The sequence below is a fragment of the Pseudomonas sp. GW822-FHT06B12 genome (assembly GCF_058799675.1).
Genome location: NZ_JBXALR010000001.1, coordinates 347,863 through 366,050 on the forward strand (window position 1 = coordinate 347,863; position 18,188 = coordinate 366,050).

General features: G+C 58.8%; 19 protein-coding genes. 16 read left to right on the top strand and 3 right to left on the bottom strand.

What is annotated here, in order from left to right:
• Nucleotides 1–64 precede the first annotated feature (64 nt).
• The 14 genes from iolE to AC1RKH_RS01760 all read left to right on the top strand — a co-directional run bounded on the left by iolE (nt 65) and on the right by AC1RKH_RS01760 (nt 16,369).
• Entirely contained in the window at nt 65–958 is an 894-nt protein-coding gene (gene iolE / locus AC1RKH_RS01695; protein WP_493060839.1) for a myo-inosose-2 dehydratase, read from the top strand.
• Nucleotides 955–1,764 carry a 5-deoxy-glucuronate isomerase gene (gene iolB / locus AC1RKH_RS01700; protein ID WP_493060840.1) on the top strand — a complete coding sequence of 270 codons (810 nt, stop codon included), beginning with the start codon at nt 955–957 and terminating at the stop codon, nt 1,762–1,764. Before iolE ends, iolB begins: the two co-directional genes overlap by 4 nt.
• Nucleotides 1,765–1,794: 30 nt before the next feature.
• Nucleotides 1,795–3,297, top strand: coding sequence for a CoA-acylating methylmalonate-semialdehyde dehydrogenase (locus tag AC1RKH_RS01705; protein WP_493060841.1), 1,503 nt, complete (start codon nt 1,795–1,797; stop codon nt 3,295–3,297).
• Between the two features lie 27 nt (nt 3,298–3,324).
• On the top strand, nt 3,325–4,146 hold the full coding sequence (locus tag AC1RKH_RS01710) for a TIM barrel protein (RefSeq protein WP_493060842.1): 822 nt from the start codon (nt 3,325–3,327) through the stop codon (nt 4,144–4,146).
• Between the two features lie 137 nt (nt 4,147–4,283).
• Entirely contained in the window at nt 4,284–6,215 is a 1,932-nt protein-coding gene (gene iolD / locus AC1RKH_RS01715) for a 3D-(3,5/4)-trihydroxycyclohexane-1,2-dione acylhydrolase (decyclizing) (RefSeq protein ID WP_493060843.1), read from the top strand.
• Between the two features lie 34 nt (nt 6,216–6,249).
• Complete coding sequence (gene iolG / locus AC1RKH_RS01720; RefSeq protein WP_493060844.1) at nt 6,250–7,260, top strand: bifunctional inositol 2-dehydrogenase/D-chiro-inositol 1-dehydrogenase; 1,011 nt, start codon at nt 6,250–6,252, stop codon at nt 7,258–7,260.
• Nucleotides 7,261–7,384: 124 nt separating this feature from the next.
• Nucleotides 7,385–8,245: a sugar phosphate isomerase/epimerase family protein gene (locus tag AC1RKH_RS01725; RefSeq protein WP_493060845.1), complete on the top strand. Its 861-nt coding sequence runs from the start codon at nt 7,385–7,387 to the stop codon at nt 8,243–8,245.
• 144 nt (nt 8,246–8,389) lie between these two features.
• A complete protein-coding gene (locus tag AC1RKH_RS01730; protein WP_493060846.1) occupies nt 8,390–9,442 on the top strand; it encodes a Gfo/Idh/MocA family protein in 1,053 nt (350 codons plus the stop codon).
• A 354-nt stretch (nt 9,443–9,796) separates the two neighbouring features.
• Entirely contained in the window at nt 9,797–10,723 is a 927-nt protein-coding gene (locus tag AC1RKH_RS01735) for a sugar ABC transporter substrate-binding protein (protein ID WP_493060847.1), read from the top strand.
• Between the two features lie 70 nt (nt 10,724–10,793).
• Nucleotides 10,794–12,359 (top strand): sugar ABC transporter ATP-binding protein, encoded by a 1,566-nt coding sequence (locus AC1RKH_RS01740; protein WP_493060848.1) that lies wholly within the window; start codon nt 10,794–10,796, stop codon nt 12,357–12,359.
• A gap of 69 nt (nt 12,360–12,428) precedes the next feature.
• Complete coding sequence (locus AC1RKH_RS01745; protein WP_493060849.1) at nt 12,429–13,451, top strand: ABC transporter permease; 1,023 nt, start codon at nt 12,429–12,431, stop codon at nt 13,449–13,451.
• A 326-nt stretch (nt 13,452–13,777) separates the two neighbouring features.
• Nucleotides 13,778–14,182 carry a TraR/DksA family transcriptional regulator gene (locus AC1RKH_RS01750; protein WP_019691009.1) on the top strand — a complete coding sequence of 135 codons (405 nt, stop codon included), beginning with the start codon at nt 13,778–13,780 and terminating at the stop codon, nt 14,180–14,182.
• Nucleotides 14,183–14,806: 624 nt separating this feature from the next.
• Complete coding sequence (locus AC1RKH_RS01755) at nt 14,807–16,030, top strand: methyl-accepting chemotaxis protein (RefSeq protein ID WP_493061366.1); 1,224 nt, start codon at nt 14,807–14,809, stop codon at nt 16,028–16,030.
• Nucleotides 16,031–16,165: 135 nt separating this feature from the next.
• A complete protein-coding gene (locus AC1RKH_RS01760; RefSeq protein WP_493060850.1) occupies nt 16,166–16,369 on the top strand; it encodes a hypothetical protein in 204 nt (67 codons plus the stop codon).
• A 42-nt stretch (nt 16,370–16,411) separates the two neighbouring features.
• On the opposite strand, the gene AC1RKH_RS01765 is transcribed toward AC1RKH_RS01760, so the two are convergent.
• The 3 genes from AC1RKH_RS01765 to AC1RKH_RS01775 form a co-directional block, all read right to left on the bottom strand.
• Nucleotides 16,412–16,642, bottom strand: a complete 231-nt coding sequence (locus tag AC1RKH_RS01765) for a hypothetical protein (protein ID WP_493060851.1) — start codon at nt 16,640–16,642, stop codon at nt 16,412–16,414.
• A gap of 159 nt (nt 16,643–16,801) precedes the next feature.
• The gene (locus tag AC1RKH_RS01770) at nt 16,802–17,050 is read right to left on the bottom strand and encodes a hypothetical protein (protein WP_493060852.1); all 249 of its coding nucleotides are present in this window, start codon (nt 17,048–17,050) and stop codon (nt 16,802–16,804) included.
• 300 nt (nt 17,051–17,350) lie between these two features.
• Nucleotides 17,351–17,488: a hypothetical protein gene (locus AC1RKH_RS01775; protein ID WP_185015352.1), complete on the bottom strand. Its 138-nt coding sequence runs from the start codon at nt 17,486–17,488 to the stop codon at nt 17,351–17,353.
• Here AC1RKH_RS01775 and AC1RKH_RS01780 point away from each other — a divergent pair.
• Both AC1RKH_RS01780 and AC1RKH_RS01785 read left to right on the top strand, forming a co-directional pair.
• Nucleotides 17,462–17,932 (top strand): hypothetical protein, encoded by a 471-nt coding sequence (locus AC1RKH_RS01780; protein ID WP_404942531.1) that lies wholly within the window; start codon nt 17,462–17,464, stop codon nt 17,930–17,932. The two genes, AC1RKH_RS01775 and AC1RKH_RS01780, sit on opposite strands and share 27 nt — an antisense overlap.
• The gene (locus tag AC1RKH_RS01785; RefSeq protein ID WP_493060853.1) at nt 17,933–18,136 is read left to right on the top strand and encodes a hypothetical protein; all 204 of its coding nucleotides are present in this window, start codon (nt 17,933–17,935) and stop codon (nt 18,134–18,136) included.
• Nucleotides 18,137–18,188: the final 52 nt, after the last annotated feature.

Consider the following 18,188-nt stretch of genomic DNA (forward strand, 5'->3'; position numbering starts at 1 on the left):
GCTCGCTCCCACAGGGTTTCGCGCCGCATTCAATGGTTATGTAAAAACAATAAAAGGTGCAGCCATGCCCGCTATCCGAATTGGCATCAACCCGATTTCCTGGAGCAACGACGACCTGCCGGCCCTCGGTGGGGAAACGCCGCTGAGCACAGCGCTGAGCGAAGGCAAGGAAATCGGCTACGAAGGTTTTGAACTCAATGGCAAGTTCCCCAAGGACGCCAAAGGTGTGGCCGACGTGCTGCGGCCTTACGACCTGGCGCTGGTCTCTGGCTGGTATTCCAGCCGCCTGGCGCGGCGTTCGGTGGCTGAAGAAATCGACGCCATCGGCAGTCATGTCGAGTTGCTGGCGAAAAACGGCGCCAAGGTGCTGGTGTACGGCGAAGTCGCCGATTCGATCCAGGGCCAACCTATTCCTTTGGTCGAGCGGCCGCGTTTCCACACCGAGCAGGCCTGGCAGGTATACGCCGACAAACTCACTGAGCTGGCGCGTTTCACCCTGTCCCAGGGCGTGCGTCTGGCGTATCACCACCACATGGGCGCCTACGTCGAATCGCCGGCGGACATCGATAAATTGATGGCGCTGACCGGCAGCGAAGTCGGTCTGCTGTTCGATTCGGGCCATTGCTACATGGGCGGCGGCGAACCGCTCGAGGTGCTGCGCAAACACATCGGGCGCATCTGCCACGTGCATTTCAAGGACGTGCGTAAACCGGTGGTGCAACTGGCGCGCAACAATCTCTGGAGCTTCCCGGACTGCATCATCAACGGCACGTTTACCGTACCGGGCGACGGTGATATCGACTTTGCCGCGCTGCTCGATGTGTTGCTGGCCGCCAATTATCACGGCTGGCTGGTGGTCGAAGCCGAGCAGGATCCGGCCGTCGCGCCTAGCTACGTTTATGCCAAGAAGGGTTACGCGACCTTGCGCGCCTTGCTCGATCAGAGGACCGGACAATGAGCCTGTTGGTCAAGAGCAACGCAAAGGGCCGGACCATGGTCGAGTTGGCTGCCGGCGCGCTGGAATACGTCGGTTTCACCGCCTACCGCCTGAGCCTCGGCGAGACCTTGCCGGTCAGTGCAGGTGACAAAGAGTTGTGTCTGGTGCTGCTCAGCGGCCGGGTTGATATCAGCGGTGAGGCACCAGGGCAGGGCGGGTTCAACTGGGACAACATCGGCGACCGCCATTCGGTGTTCGAAGACAAGTCACCGTTCGCCGCTTACCTGCCGCCCGGCAGTCAGGCGCAGGTGGTTGCCCTCAGCGATGTACAGATTGCCGTGTGCGCCGCTCCCGGTTCGACATCGGCAGGTTTAGGCCCACGGCTGATCACACCTGAAAGCATGAAGCGCAGCATCCGTGGCAAGGGTGCCAACACCCGTTACGTCTGCGACATCCTGCCGGACACCGAGCCTGCGCATTCGCTGCTGGTGGTGGAAGTGCGCACGCCGTCCGGGCATTCGTCGAGCTACCCGCCACACAAACATGACACCGACGATTTGCCGCACCAAAGCTTTCTCGAAGAGACCTATTACCACCAGATCAACCCGCCGCAAGGCTTCGTTTTTCAGCGGGTCTACACCGATGACCGTTCCATCGATCAGGCCATGGCCGTGGAAAACAGCGATCTGGTGGTGGTGCCCAAGGGGTATCACCCGGTTAGCGTGCCTTATGGCTACGAGTCGTATTACCTGAATGTCATGGCCGGCCCGAAACGGGTCTGGCAGTTCCACAACGATCCGCAGCACAGCTGGCTGCTGTACCTCTGAATTCTGAAGACTGACTGGAGAACAAAAACAATGAGCGACGTCCCGGTTATCGGCCACTACCTCAACGGCCAGGTGCAGGACACTGGCGGTGAGCGCTTCAGCAATGTCTTCAACCCGGCCACTGGCGCCATTCAGGCGCGGGTCGGCTTGGCCAGCCAGCAGACCGTCGATGAGGCTGTTGCTTCGGCTCTACGGGCGTTCCCGGCCTGGTCCGAGCAATCGTCGCTGCGCCGCTCGCGGGTGATGTTCAAGTTCAAGGAACTGCTCGACCGTCATCACGATGAGCTGGCGGAAATCATCAGCCGTGAACACGGCAAAGTCTTTTCCGACGCCAAGGGCGAAGTCACTCGTGGTATCGAGATCGTCGAATACGCCTGCGGTGCGCCGAACCTGCTGAAAACCGAATTCAGCGACAACATTGGTGGCGGCATCGACAACTGGAACCTGCGTCAGCCGCTGGGCGTTTGCGCCGGGGTCACACCATTCAACTTCCCGGTAATGGTGCCGCTGTGGATGATTCCGCTGGCGCTGGTCACCGGTAACTGCTTCATCCTCAAGCCATCGGAACGTGATCCGTCGGCCAGTTTGCTGATGGCGCGTCTGCTCACTGAAGCCGGGTTGCCGGACGGTGTGTTCAACGTGGTGCAGGGCGACAAGAGCGCGGTCGATGCCTTGTTGCAGCACCCGGACATCGAAGCGATTTCGTTTGTCGGTTCGACGCCGATTGCCGAGTACATCCACCAGCAAGCCATGGCCCGTGGCAAACGCGTGCAGGCGCTGGGCGGGGCGAAAAACCACATGATCGTGATGCCCGACGCCGATCTGGATCAGGCCGCCGACGCATTGATTGGCGCCGCGTACGGCTCGGCCGGTGAGCGCTGCATGGCGATCTCGATTGCCGTGGCTGTGGGCGATGTCGCTGACAAGCTGATTGCCAAACTGCTGCCGCGCATCGATCAGCTGAAGGTCGGCAACGGTATGCAGGGCGACAGCGACATGGGGCCGTTGGTGACCGCCGAGCACAAGGCCAAGGTCGAAGGGTTCATCGATCAAGGCGTGGCCCAGGGCGCGCAACTGATCGTCGATGGCCGGAACTTCAAAGTGCCGGGCGCGGAAAACGGTTTCTTTGTCGGCGCGACGCTGTTCGACAAGGTCACGACCGAGATGAGCATCTACCAGCAGGAAATCTTCGGTCCGGTGCTGGGCATTGTCCGGGTCGCGGATTTCGCCAGCGCCGTAGCGCTGATCAACGCCCACGAATTCGGCAACGGTGTGTCCTGCTTCACCAGCGATGGTGGTATCGCTCGAGCGTTTGCCCGCACCATCAAGGTCGGCATGGTCGGCATCAACGTACCGATTCCGGTGCCTATGGCCTGGCACTCCTTTGGTGGCTGGAAACGCTCGTTGTTCGGCGATCACCATGCCTATGGCGAAGAAGGCATTCGCTTCTACAGCCGCTACAAAAGCGTCATGCAGCGCTGGCCGGACAGTATCGCCAAAGGCCCCGAATTCAGCATGCCCACAGCCAAATAATCAACTTGAGTGCGGAGAACAAGAATAATGAGCCAGCCCCTGCGTTTCGCCCTGAACCGTATGGTTGCCCCACGTTTGTCACTGCCTGAATTCATTGAACTGGCGGTGGCCCTGAAAGCCGATGCCATCGAGATCCGCAACGACCTCAAGGGCATCGAGATCGAAGACGGCACGCCGCCCGAGCGCGTGCGTCAGTTGTGCCGGGCCAACGGGATCAGTGTGCTGTCGATCAACGCGCTGTACCCGTTCGATGTGTGGAACGACGAGCGCCGTGCGCAAACCCTGAAACTCGCCGCCTATGCCCGTGATTGCGGTGCGCAAGGGTTGGTGATGTGCCCGCTGAATGATCGCGCCGACCCGCGCAACGAAGCTGAACGCAGCGTCGGCCTGCGCACCGCGTTGAGCGAACTGGCGCCGATCCTGCGCGAATACGGGATTCTCGGTTTCATCGAACCGCTGGGCTTCGAGGAGTGTTCACTGCGGCGCAAACGCACGGCAGTGGACGCGATCAAGGCGATTGGCGGGCTGGATGTGTTCCGTCTGGTGCACGACACCTTCCACCATCATCTGGCCAGTGAGCATGAGTTTTTCCCTGAGCTGACCGGGCTGGTGCACATCTCCGGTGTCGAGGACGCGCAAGCGCCACTGGCGTCCATCCGCGACGGCCATCGGGTGCTGGTGGGCGAGGGCGACATCCTCGGCAACGCGGCGCAGATCGATACGTTGCTCAGCACCGGCTATACCGGTTACCTGTCGTTCGAGCCGTTTGCCGACAGCGTGCATGGGCTGATGGATATCCGGCAGGCGATCGGCGCGAGCATGGATCATTTGCAGAAATCCCTGAGCTGACACCGCTATCGGCCTAATGGAGATCAACTGTGGGAGCGAGCCTGCTCGCGATGGCGATGTACCAGGCGCCACCGTGTCGCGCCCATCGCGAGCAGGCTCGCTCCCACAAGGTTTCTTCGTATATTGAAGGATCGCACATGACCACAACACGACTGACCATGGCCCAGGCCCTGGTGAAATTCCTCGATAACCAATACGTCGAGGTCGATGGGGTTCAAAGCAAATTCGTCGCCGGGATCTTCACCATTTTCGGCCACGGCAATGTGCTCGGCCTCGGCCAGGCGCTGGAGCAGGACAGCGGCGACCTGATCGTCCATCAAGGCCGCAACGAGCAGGGCATGGCCCACGCGGCCATCGGTTTCGCCAAACAGAACCTGCGGCGCAAGATCTACGCCTGCACTTCATCAGTCGGTCCCGGCGCAGCGAACATGCTGACCGCTGCGGCGACGGCCACCGCCAACCGCATTCCCTTGCTGCTGTTGCCCGGCGATGTCTACGCCAGTCGGCAACCGGACCCGGTGCTGCAACAGATCGAGCAGTTCCACGACCTGAGCATCAGCACCAACGATGCCTTCAAAGCGGTGAGCAAATACTGGGACCGCATCAACCGTCCCGAACAACTGATGAGCGCTGCGATCCACGCCATGCGCGTGCTTACCGATCCAGCGGAAACCGGCGCGGTGACGCTGGCCTTGCCGCAAGACGTGCAGGCCGAAGCCTACGATTACCCTGATTATTTCCTGCAAAAGCGCGTGCACCGCATCGACCGTCGTCCGGCCACCGAAGCCATGCTCGGCGACGCCGTGGCATTGCTCAAAGGCAAGCGCAAACCGCTGATCATCTGCGGTGGCGGGGTCAAGTATTCGGGAGCGAATGCGGCGTTGCAGGCGTTTGCCGAGCGTTTCGACATTCCGTTCGCCGAGACCCAGGCCGGCAAGAGTGCGGTGGTTTCCAGTCATCCGCTGAACGTCGGCGGGATCGGCGAAACCGGTTGCCTGGCGGCGAACCTGCTGGCCAAGGAAGCCGATCTGATCATCGGGATCGGCACCCGCTACTCGGACTTCACCACGTCGTCGAAATGGCTGTTCCAGCATCCCGAGGTGAAGTTTCTCAACCTGAACATCAGCCCTTGCGATGCACTGAAACTCGATGGGATGCAGTTGCTGGCCGATGCCAGGTCCGGTTTGCAGGCATTGTCTGAAGCGCTGGCCGATTACCGCTCCAGCTGGGGCGATCAACCGCGTCAGGCCAAGGCTCAACTGGATGAAGAGGTCGATCGGGTCTATCAGATCGAATACCAGACCGAGGACTTCATCCCGGAAATCAACGACCACATGGACCCGGCGGTACTGCGCGAATTCATCGAGCTGACCGGTTCCTGCCTGACCCAAAGCCGTGTGCTCGGCGTGTTGAACGAAACCCTGGCTGATGATGCGGTGATCGTCGCGGCTGCCGGCAGTTTGCCTGGCGACTTGCAACGCAGCTGGCGCAGCAAGGGCGTGAACACCTATCACGTCGAGTACGGTTATTCCTGCATGGGTTACGAGGTCAATGCCGCACTCGGGGTGAAACTCGCCGAACCGGCGCGCGAGGTCTATGCGTTGGTGGGCGACGGCTCGTACATGATGCTGCACTCGGAGCTGGCGACCTCGATCCAGGAGCGGCGCAAGATCAACGTGATCCTGCTCGACAACATGACCTTCGGCTGCATCAACAACTTGCAGATGGAACACGGCATGGACAGCTTCGGCACCGAGTTCCGCTTCCGCAACCCTGAAACGGGCAAGCTCGATGGCGGTTTCGTCCCGGTGGACTTCGCCATGAGCGCGGCGGCTTACGGCTGCAAGACCTACAAGGTCAACACCGTCGAGCAACTGCAAGCGGCACTGGCCGATGCGCGGTTGCAGACGGTATCGACGTTGATCGACATCAAGGTTCTGCCCAAGACCATGATCCACAAATACCTGTCCTGGTGGCGGGTGGGCGTGGCGCAAGTCTCCACCAGCGCGCGTACCGATGCGGTAGCCAAAACCCTTAATGAACGACTGGCCAAGGCCCGTCAGTACTGATTGCTCTGCCATCTCAACAGGAAGGAGTCTTCGCATGTCTTTAAAGCTAGGCGTCATCGGTACCGGCGCTATCGGTCAGGATCACATCCGTCGTTGCAGCCAGACCCTGCTCAACAGCCAGGTGGTGGCGGTCACCGACATTAATTTGCAGCAGGCCGCCAAAGTGGTTGCCGACCTGAAACTGACTGCCGAGGTGTACCCGGACGGTCATGCGCTGATCAAGGCGCCGGAAGTCGAAGCGATTCTGGTCACCTCCTGGGGGCCGAGCCACGAAGAGTTTGTGCTGGCGGCGATTGCGGCGGGTAAACCGGTGTTCTGCGAGAAGCCGCTGGCGGTGACTGCCGAAGGTTGCCGCAAGATCGTCGAGGCCGAAGTGGCCCACGGCAAACGTCTGGTGCAGGTCGGTTTCATGCGTCCTTACGACCAAGGTTATCAAGCATTGAAAGCAGTGATCGACAGTGGCCAGATCGGCGAGCCGCTGATGCTGCATTGCGCGCATCGCAACCCGACTGTGGGCGAGAACTACAAGACCGATATGGCGATCACCGACACGTTGATCCATGAACTGGACGTGCTGCGTTGGTTGCTCGACGACGATTATGTGTCGGTACAAGTGGTGTTTCCGCGCAAGACCAGCAAGGCCCACGCCCATCTGAAAGACCCGCAAATCGTCCTGCTGGAAACCGCCAAGGGCACGCGGATCGACGTCGAAGTTTTTGTTAACTGCCAGTACGGCTATGACATCCAGTGCGAAGTGGTTGGCGAAACCGGCATTGCCAAGCTGCCGGAGCCGTCACAGGTGCAGATGCGCAGCGGGGCCAAGCTGTCCAACGCGATCTTGATGGATTGGAAAGACCGCTTCATCGCCGCTTATGACGTCGAGTTGCAGGCCTTCATCGATGGCGTGCGCGCCGGACAGGTTGGCGGGCCGTCGGCGTGGGATGGTTTTGCCGCAGCGGTGGCGGCGGATGCCTGCATCGAAGCACAGCAGAGCGGGGCGATCGTAAAAGTCGGCCTACCAGACCGCCCACACTTCTACGGCTAACCCACATCCCAATGTGGGAGCGAGCTTGCTCGCGATAGCGGAAGGTCAGCCAACATTGATGTTGAATGTGCCGCCGTCATCGCGAGCAAGCTCGCTCCCACAGGTGATCGCGGAGAACTGAAAAATGCGCATCGCACTAGACCCCTACATGTACCGCACTCTGTCCCTGGGCAAGATGGTCGACAAGGTCGCCGAGCTTGGTTATGAGCACATCGAGCTTTCGCCCCGGGAAGATTTTCTGCCGTTCTACAAGGCCCCGCGCGTCGACAAGACGCGGATCAAGGAGTTTCGCAAAGCCTTGAGCGACACCGGGGTGAAACTCTCGTCCTTGCTCCCGATGTACCACTGGGCCGCTGCCGATGAAGGCTTGCGCGTGGCCGCAGTGCGCAACTGGAAACGCGCTATCCAGATCGCCGTCGAAATGGACTGCGAACTGGTCAACACTGAATTCACCGGTCAGTCGGACAACCCGCTGGTTTGTGAAAATCAGTTCATGCGTTCCATGGATGAGTTGATTCCCGAGTTCGAACGCGAAGGTATCAAGCTCGATATCCAGGCGCATCCCTATGACTTCTGCGAGCGCAATAACGAGTCGGTCGACATCATTCGTGGCCTCGATCGCGACTGGATCAACTACCTCTATGCGGCGCCGCACACCTTTTTCTACGACGATGGCAAAGGCGACATCGCCTCGATGCTCAAGTACGCAGGCTCCAAGCTGAGCCACCTGATCATCGCCGACACCTACAACCACAAGGCCTCATCGGGGTTGCGCTACATCGTCAATCCGCCGGGTGTTACGGCCACCGTGCACCAGCATCTGGACATCGGTCAGGGCGAGGTCGACTGGGAAGCGTTCTTCAGCACCCTGCGCGAGATCAAGTTCGACGGTATCGCCACGGTCTCGGTATTCGCCTGGGAAGATCGCCCGGACGAGTCCAACCGGATGATGCTGGAGCGCGTCAAAAGCGAACTGTACCGCTAGAGCCTTGCCCAAATCCTGTGGGAGCGAGCCTGCTCGCGATGGGATCAACGCGGTGCCTCTGATAAACCGCATCGCCTGCATCGCGAGCAGGCTCGCTCCCACAAGGTTCGTGCACATCCGGTAGTTATCTATAAGGAGAGCTTCATGCGAATCGGACTTGTCGGTTACGGCCATGGCGGTCGGTTTTTCCATGCGCCGCTGATCAGCAGTTTGCCAGCGGCGACGTTCGTCGGCGTGGTCACGCGTTCCCCGGAGCGTCGGCAACTGTTGGCGACTGAACACCCAGGTGTCCCGGCCTTCGACAGCATTGGTCAATTGGTGGAAGCCGGGGTCGATGTGCTGGTGATTTCCACCACGCTGGAGGGGCGAGCGGCGCTGGTGCTTGAAGCCATTGAACACGGAGTGGCGGTGGTCTGCGACAAACCCTTCGCCGCCGATGCGCAGCAGGCCGAAGCGCTGGTGATAAACGCTGAGCAGCGCAAGGTCCCGCTCAGCGTTTATCAGAACCGGCGCTGGGATTCGGATTTTCTTACGGTACGCAAACTCATCGACTCCGGTGCGCTGGGCCAGGTCACGCGCTTTGAATCCAGCGTAGAACGCTATTCGCCGCTGTCGGTGGGCAAGGGCAGCGGTGGCGGATTCCTGCGTGATCTGGGCAGTCATCTGGTGGATCAGGCGCTGCAACTGTTCGGGCCGGTGACGCGGGTTTACGCCGAGCTGGATTACCTCAATGAAGGCCAGCTTTTCGACAACGGGTTTTTCCTCTCGCTGACCCATGTCAACGGCGTGATTTCGCACTTGAGCGGCAGTTGCCTGCAGAACAATCTTAAGCCGCGATTTCGGGTCAACGGCACAGAAGGGACTTACAGCGTCGACGGTCTGGACGGGCAAGAGGCCTTGGCGCTGGCCGGGCTGACGCCAAAATCCGAAGGTGATCGCTGGGGTGTTGAAGAGCATCGCCGCTGGGGCTGGTTCGAGCACGGTGCAGAGCGCGAGCGGATTCCGTCTGAGCGTGGTTGCTGGAATCAGTTCTATTTACAGCTGCAAACCGCGTTGCAAGGCGCTGGCCCACTGCCGGTCGAGGCCCGTGATGCACTGGCGACTACCCGCGTTCTAGACGCCGCACGGCTGAGTTTCGAACGCCATCAGGTGATTGAAATGAACCCTGTGTGCGGCCATGGAATAAAATCAGAATAAAATTCTAAAATGAGTTGATATGGAAATTAAATTCCAATAAAGTCTTTTCCAGGTTACCGACTATCAACGTCCCGATCGACCTCAAGCCAGCCTTGAGTGCGGGGAGGGCGAACAAAAAACAAGAAACACCGATAGGTACCGCCGATGAAAACCTTCAGCTCTGCTCTGCACGTTTTACGTAACGCGTTCCTGCCTCGTGTTCAAACCCTTTCCCTTTCCGGTTTCCTTTGCATTGAACGCAAAGGCGCCCTGGTGTGCTGCATTCCCGGTGCACCGATCGTTCGCTTGCCCACTCACTGAATATGTCCCGCGCCTTATCCATAAAACCAACAAGAATGTGGAGAAAGACTTTTCATGAAGACCAAGATCCGTTTCGCCTCACTTGCCCTGTCCCTGATGCTTGCCAGCGGTGCTGCGTTCGCTGACCTGAAGATTGGCGTAAGCATGTCGCAATTCGATGACACCTGGCTGACTTACCTGCGTGAATCCATGGACAAGCAAGCCAAGTCCATGCCCGATGGCGTCAAACTGCAATTCGAAGACGCTCGCAGCGATGTGGTCAAGCAGCTGAGCCAGGTCGAAAGTTTCATCAGCCAGAAAGTCGATGCCATCGTGGTCAACCCGGTGGACACCGCCGCGACCAAAAAAATCACCGAAGCGGCAGTCAAGGCCGGGATTCCGCTGGTCTACGTCAACCGTCGTCCGGATGATCTGAACCTGCCCAAAGGCGTGATTACCGTGGCCTCCAATGATCTGGAAGCCGGCCAGATGCAGATGCAGTACCTCGCCGAAAAAATGCAAGGCAAGGGTGACATCGTGATCCTGCTGGGCGACCTCGCCAACAATTCCACCACCAACCGCACCAAAGGCGTCAAAGAGGTGCTGGCCAAGTACCCGGGCATCAAGATCGATCAAGAGCAGACCGGTACCTGGTCACGCGATAAAGGCATGACTCTGGTCAACGACTGGCTGACCCAGGGCCGCAAATTCGACGCCATCGTGGCCAATAACGATGAGATGGCCATCGGTGCTGCCATGGCTCTGAAACAGGCAGGTGTGGAAAAGGGGAGTGTGTTGATCGCCGGTGTCGACGGTACTCCCGACGGCCTGCGCGCTGTGAAGAAAGGTGATCTGGCGGTCTCGGTATTCCAGGACGCCAAAGGCCAGGCTGTCGGCTCCATCGACGCGGCCGTGAAGATGGCCAGGAACGAACCGGTCGAGCAGGCGGTGTGGGTACCGTATCGCCTGATCACCCCGGAAAACGTTGACCAGTTCAAATAGTCAGTCCGTTCAATAACAACAATAAGCATGCAAGGTGGCACTGCCAACCTTGCTGATGGAGTACCTGATCATGTTCGCTTCAGCGACTGCTTCGAGCACCCCGTTGGTGGGTATCCAGCCAAACGTCGTACCTGTCGATGAGCCGTATCTGCTGGAGATCATCAACGTCAGCAAGGGTTTCCCCGGTGTGGTGGCCTTGTCCGATGTCCAGCTGCGGGTGCGTCCGGGTTCGGTGCTGGCCTTGATGGGCGAGAACGGTGCCGGCAAATCCACCCTGATGAAAATAATTGCCGGCATCTACCAGCCGGACGCCGGTGAGCTGCGTCTGCGCGGTAAACCAGTGACCTTCGATACGCCGCTGGCAGCCTTGCAGGCCGGGATCGCGATGATCCACCAGGAACTCAACCTGATGCCGCACATGAGCATCGCCGAGAACATCTGGATCGGTCGCGAGCAGCTCAACGGCTTCCACATGATCGACCACCGGGAAATGCACCGCTGCACCGCGCAATTGCTGGAACGGCTGCGGATAAACCTCGACCCGGAAGAACAGGTCGGCAACCTGAGCATCGCCGAGCGGCAGATGGTCGAGATCGCCAAAGCGGTGTCCTACGACTCGGACATCCTGATCATGGACGAACCGACGTCGGCGATCACCGACAAGGAAGTCGCCCACCTGTTCTCGATCATTGCCGACCTCAAGGCCCAGGGTAAGGGCATCATCTACATCACCCACAAAATGAATGAAGTGTTCAGCATCGCCGACGAAGTCGCGGTGTTCCGTGACGGTGCCTACATCGGCCTGCAACGGGCCGACAGCATGGATGGCGACAGCCTGATCTCGATGATGGTCGGACGTGAACTCAGCCAGTTGTTCCCGGTGCGCGAAAAGCCGATTGGCGATCTGCTGATGTCGGTGCGCGACCTGCGTCTGGACGGGGTCTTCCAGGGTGTTTCCTTCGACCTGCATGCCGGCGAGATCCTTGGCATCGCCGGGCTGATGGGCTCGGGCCGGACCAACGTCGCCGAAGCGATTTTCGGCATCACCCCGAGCGACGGCGGTGAAATCCGTCTCGACGGCCAACCGGTGCGCATCAGCGATCCGCACATGGCCATCGAGAAGGGCTTTGCGTTGCTCACCGAGGATCGCAAGCTCAGTGGCCTGTTCCCGTGCCTGTCGGTGCTGGAAAACATGGAAATGGCGGTGCTGCCGCATTACGTCGGCAACGGCTTTATCCAGCAGAAAGCCCTGCGCGCCCTATGCGAAGACATGTGCAAGAAGCTGCGGGTGAAAACCCCGTCGCTGGAGCAGTGCATCGACACCTTGTCCGGCGGCAACCAGCAAAAAGCCTTGCTCGCCCGTTGGCTGATGACCAATCCGCGAATCCTGATTCTCGACGAGCCGACTCGCGGCATCGATGTCGGCGCCAAAGCCGAGATTTACCGACTGATCTCCTACCTCGCCAGCGAAGGCATGGCGGTGATCATGATTTCTTCGGAGCTGCCGGAAGTACTCGGCATGAGCGACCGGGTGATGGTCATGCACGAGGGCGACCTGATGGGCACGCTCGACCGCAGCGAGGCGACTCAGGAGCGGGTCATGCAACTGGCCTCCGGGATGACCGCGGTTCACTAGATGTTCAACGAATTGAGGCTGGCGGCGGTTTCCTCCGTGCCCGGCAACGCGATAGAAGGGTGAGTGGTTATGAACGCGATACTGGAAAACAAGCCTGCAATAGCGCCGGTCAAGAGTCGCCGGCGCTTACCGACCGAGCTGAGCATCTTTCTGGTGCTGATCGGCATCGGTCTGGTCTTTGAAGTGTTCGGCTGGATTGTGCGTGACCAGAGCTTTTTGATGAACTCCCAGCGGCTGGTCTTGATGATCCTGCAAGTGTCGATCATCGGCCTGCTGGCGATTGGCGTGACCCAGGTGATCATCACCACCGGCATCGATCTGTCGTCGGGCTCGGTGCTGGCCTTATCGGCGATGATCGCCGCCAGCCTGGCGCAGACCTCGGATTTCGCTCGGGCAGTGTTTCCGTCGCTGACCGACTTGCCGGTGTGGATACCGGTGATTGCCGGGCTCGGAGTCGGGCTGCTGGCGGGGGCAATCAACGGCAGCATCATTGCCATCACCGGAATTCCACCGTTCATTGCCACCTTGGGCATGATGGTCTCGGCCCGTGGCCTGGCGCGTTATTACACCGAAGGCCAGCCAGTGAGCATGCTCTCGGATTCCTACACGGCCATCGGCCACGGCGCGATGCCGGTGATCATTTTTCTGGTGGTGGCGGTGATTTTCCACATCGCACTGCGCTACACCAAGTACGGTAAATACACCTATGCCATCGGCGGCAACATGCAGGCGGCGCGCACCTCCGGGATCAACGTCAAACGCCATCTGGTGATCGTCTACAGCATCGCCGGGTTGCTGGCGGGACTGGCAGGCGTGGTGGCGTCGGCCCGTGCCGCAACCGGGCAGGCCGGGATGGGCATGTCGTATGAACTGGACGCGATTGCCGCAGCGGTGATCGGCGGTACCAGCCTGGCGGGCGGCGTGGGGCGCATTACCGGCACGGTGATCGGCGCGCTGATCCTCGGGGTGATGGCCAGCGGCTTCACCTTTGTTGGTGTCGACGCCTACATCCAGGACATCATCAAAGGCCTGATCATCGTGGTCGCGGTGGTCATCGACCAATACCGCAACAAGCGCAAACTCAAGCGCTGATCCCCAGGCAACACAAGAAATGCGCCACGCCTGACCTGCGTGGCGTAGCCGTTTGTCTTCTATATACAGCCGCTCGATTGAATTTCTTGCTATAAACGCACTCCGATAACCGCCTCAAAGCTTGCCATAGAGCAATTTAAGGGCTTTGTCGGGCAAATTCCCTGTCTTTTCAGTTGCTGAGGCTGCAAGTCGGCCTTAGACTGCCGCCCCTCGTAAATTGAGTGCCGGGTGGCGCTTGGAATGTATGGCGCCTTTCCGAGGCCTTGCAGGTCGACCGGAAAGCTCCCTGATTCGCCTTAATGCACGTATTTTTTATAGAGAAATCAATGACAAAGGAAAAGTTGCTGGCCATGCCGGCGGATGACTACATGAATGCCGAGCAACAGGCTTTTTTCACCGAGCTGTTGCAAGCCATGAAAGTGGAAACCCACGAGCGCATCGAACAGAACCGCATCGCCATTGAAAGCCTGGATACCCCGGCTGATCCGGCTGACGCGGCTTCGGTCGAAGAAGAGCGCACCTGGCTGGTCAACGCTATTGATCGTGATCAGCGCATGCTGCCTCAGCTGGAAAGAGCGCTGGAACGTATCGGCGACGATACTTTTGGCTGGTGCGACGACAGCGGCGAGCCGATCGGCCTGAAACGCCTGCTGATCAGCCCGACCACCAAGTACTGCATCGAAGCTCAAGAACGTCACGAGCAAATCGACAAGCACCAGCGTCAGGCCTGATTCTGTGTGACGGCCAGTTAATGATTGGCTGTCGTTAAAAGATCGCAGCCTGCGGCAGCCCCTACGCGGTATCGCATATACCCGTAGGAGCTGCCGCAGGCTGCGATCTTTGCTTTTGCGTGCCCGCGATTCTATTGATCTGCTGCAAGTACCACGACTAATGGACCATAGATAATGGCCTTCTAGTGGCGTCTAATGCAGACACAACAAATAGAAGATGCAGTGGGGGTAACGAATATGGCAAGCGACGGATCTCTGGCTGGCGCAGCAGCGCAATCGCTGGTTTCACCCAAGGCCGACGGGCGCTGGTTGACGCCTGCACTGCAAAGCGTCGCCCTGATGCTGTTGCTGTGCGCCCTGGCACTCGGCGGCTGGTCGCTTTACCTCTGTTTGCCGGTGGCGGTGCTGATTATCTGGCTGCCCCGTCTGCGTTCGCGGGCAACCGTCGACGTTCCCGTCGCCGACGCGTCCAGTGCGATCACCGAACTGACCCGCGATCTGTCCTATTCCACCAGCCATAATGCGTTGTCTGCCGCAGGCGTGGCCTATTCGGTCAAGCAATTGGCCGGCAAGCTGCAATCGCAACTCGATGCCGCCGCACAGATCGTCAGCAGCGCCGAAGTGATGATCGAGACTGAGAAGGCAACTTCGCAACTCAGTCAGCAAGCCTTGAGCGCCGCCAGCGAAGCCCACCGAAGCAGTGTCCTGGGGAGCACCGTGCTGGCCGAATCCATCACGCGGATGCATCAGCTCAGTGTGTGTGCCAACGACAGTCGTGAGCTGATCGAGGCCCTGAGTGTGCGCAGTGAAGACATCCAGCGAGTGACGCTGGTGATTCAGACGATCGCCAGTCAGACTAATTTGCTGGCGCTGAATGCGGCGATTGAGGCGGCGCGGGCAGGGGAGCATGGCCGTGGGTTTGCGGTAGTCGCCGATGAAGTTCGCGGGCTGGCCGGGCGTACCGCGGCGGCCACGGGAGAGGTCGGGTTGATGGTCGCCGACATCCAGCAGCGCACGGCGCAGGTGGTCGAGCAGATCCGTCAGCTGTCCAGCGACCTGAACAACGGTGTCGATCAAGTCGAACAGACCGGACAGCAGTTGCAAAACATCGCCCGACTGGCCGCCGGGGTTGAAGCCCAGGTCGGTGAAATTGCCAGTGGCTCAAGCAACAATCACCAACAATTGGACAGCCTGTTTCATGCCGTCGAACAGATGCGCGGCGATCTGGCGGTCAGTGATCAGCAAACCCGGCACCTGGCGCAAGCGGCGGTGCAAATGGAGGGGCAGGCCGAAACCATCAGCGAACGCCTCGCCGAAGTCGGACTGGACGACTACCACCAACGGATCTATGACCTGGCACGCGAAGGTGCGAGTCAGATCGCTGAGCGTTTCGCGCAGGACGTCGACCAGGGGCGCGTCAGTCTGGAGGACCTGTTCGACCGCAACTATCAGGCAATTCCCAACACGGTGCCCACCAAGTTCCAGACCCGTTTTGATCGCTACGCCGATCAGGTGCTGCCGGGGATACAGGAACCCTTGCTCAAGCGTCATGAAGGTCTGGTGTTTGCGATCGCCTGCACCCAGCAAGGCTACGTACCGACGCACAATGCGATCTTCAGTCAGCCGCTGACCGGCGACGTAGATGTCGACACGTTGCAGAACCGCACCAAACGCAAATTCAGTGACCGTACCGGTATCCGCTGTGGCAGCCATCAACAGCCCGTATTACTTCAGACCTATACTCGTGATACGGGCGAATTGATGCATGACTTGTCGGTTCCAATCATGCTCAAAGGGCGGCATTGGGGTGGATTGCGGTTAGGTTACAAACCTGAAAGCCCACGTTAAGGCTGGTCCAGGGGACACGTGATTGTTACCGGTTATGCAAGGAAATTGTGCAGGCAGGTGGCTATTTCCAGGGTGCGGGACTCATTAACATTTCTACATTGTTAGGAAGCTAATGAAAAATTCCGAGGTGCTCTCATGCAAAGTAAAGTCGATGTGGCGGTGATGATTGGCAGTGGCGTGCCTGCCGGATTGCGGGCAGTGGGGCAAAGCGTGTGCTGGGTCGTCTTGCTCAATGGCGAGCAACGTGGCACTGCATTCTCAAGCCGTAATGAGGCCGAGGAATGTAAGGCTGCCTGGTTGGCGCAACTGAACACCGAAAAGCCCGACAGCCTGCATTAAATCGTTTTCGCTAATGAGTCTGCTCAAGTCGCAACCTGTCGATCAGGCTTTCAGGGCGCCTCCATCAACGGCAAGCTTCAGCGCTTTGGCAGATTCCATGGCAGCGAGTGCGGCAATGTCCGAGGTCTTGAACCAACGGTCTTTCTCGACCTGGTGGTAAGTCACGGTGGTCAGCGGTGGCTTGGCGCGCATCACAATGACAGCCTGGAATTCGCCGTCGACTTCTCTGGCCTCGCCCCAAATAAAAAACTCGCCGATATCAAATTCGGTCACGTGCGCCTTCCCTTGGAAATTATTCTGTTGTTTTCAACGCAGCCCGCCGAAGGGGCTGTGTTTGAATGGTCGGGCAGTATGGCAGTTGTTGCTTGTCGGTGGCGCAGTTAAGTCATCGGTGTGACGAAACGACTGCGCCGGTAAACTCAATGTGGCGTGTCAGAGGCTCGCCTCCAGGTTCCTGGCGAGGGCGCAGGCTTCGTTGTGGTCTCCACGGAATCCTCTTACAAGGCCTGTTGCAGTTTCCTTGATATGGAAAAAGCGATTGCCCGCCAGAACCACCTGATAACGCAGATGAGGATATTGCTCCAGATCCATGCCATGTTGACTGGAAGTCGTGCAGTGCAAGGCGTGCGGGCTATGGGCGCGGGTGTTTGTGTGCTGGGCAGGGCTGGTCAGTGTGCTCATATGAATTCCTTTTCTATGGTTTACCGACGGTTGCACGTCGCTTTAGGTAGTCTAGGAGCGCCTGGCTGCTCTAGAATCTCCTCCATTGGTTGGAGGTTCATGCTCATCTAAAGCAATTTTTTTCTGGCGATATGTCAGAAAAGTGCTTTTTTTAAAGAGTTTTTTCCCTAAAGTTGATAGTCCAGCATTCTCTGGCCGTTAGAAGGGCGATTTCCTTCAACATCTGACGACCGCCAGAGAAGACGGCGAGAGTAGCGTTCCAGTAGTCTTCTCCTGCCCTTCGATGAAGGAGCTTTCTGCTTACTTCACGGCTTCAGCTTGGGTCATTGTTGCGATATTTTCGGTATGACCGTTTTTTTGCTGCCTGTTTTTTCTGCGGGTAGCGTCATTTTCAGATGTGGGGATGTTTCCTTGGCAGTAAGTAATCTCGATATGCATGCTTTGTTCGTGCTGGGTGATCTGCGCGCAAAGCTGGTCAAGCAATTTCAATCACGTTTCGTTTACCTCACCGAGCAGACCGCTGAAGGCATTTACATTGCCGAGATCGATACCGAGTCGGCACTGGTGGTGGACGACAAGCCTCGCCTGGAGCTCAAAGTCGGCGATCATTTCCGCGCCGCGGTATTGCCGAGTCGTGAAGGTGGCAAATTCGAAATCAAGTTTCGCGAGATCAAATTGACGGTCTACGGTCTCGGTGACTACGCATTCGTGACCACGGCAGAAGGTCAGGCGATTTTGTTCAAGGAAGGCCATAGCGTGGTGACGGTATTTGCCGCTCACGAACAGCTGCAGGAAGGCCTGACAAAAACCTTGAAAGCGGTGACCGGTAAAGCTGCCAAGTGGCGCAAAGGCGAGCTCACGACGTTCAAGGCCAGTGAGTAAATGAGCCTGTCCCGGGCCGATTTCCATGAGCAGAACCAGGGCAGCGCTCGCGAACACGCCCAGCGTCTGTTCGCTCGGAAGGCTGTTCTGCAGGGCGCCTGGCTGAGCTGGGTGGCATCAGAGATCTACACCTTGCGTCCGGCGGAGTACGCCAGCATGGTGCGAAGGGAGTTGCAGCGCTTGCAGGACGCTTCTGAAAATTGATCGTTGGCCCTCGAACGCAGAAACCTCTACTACAGTCAGTTGACTGAGTATT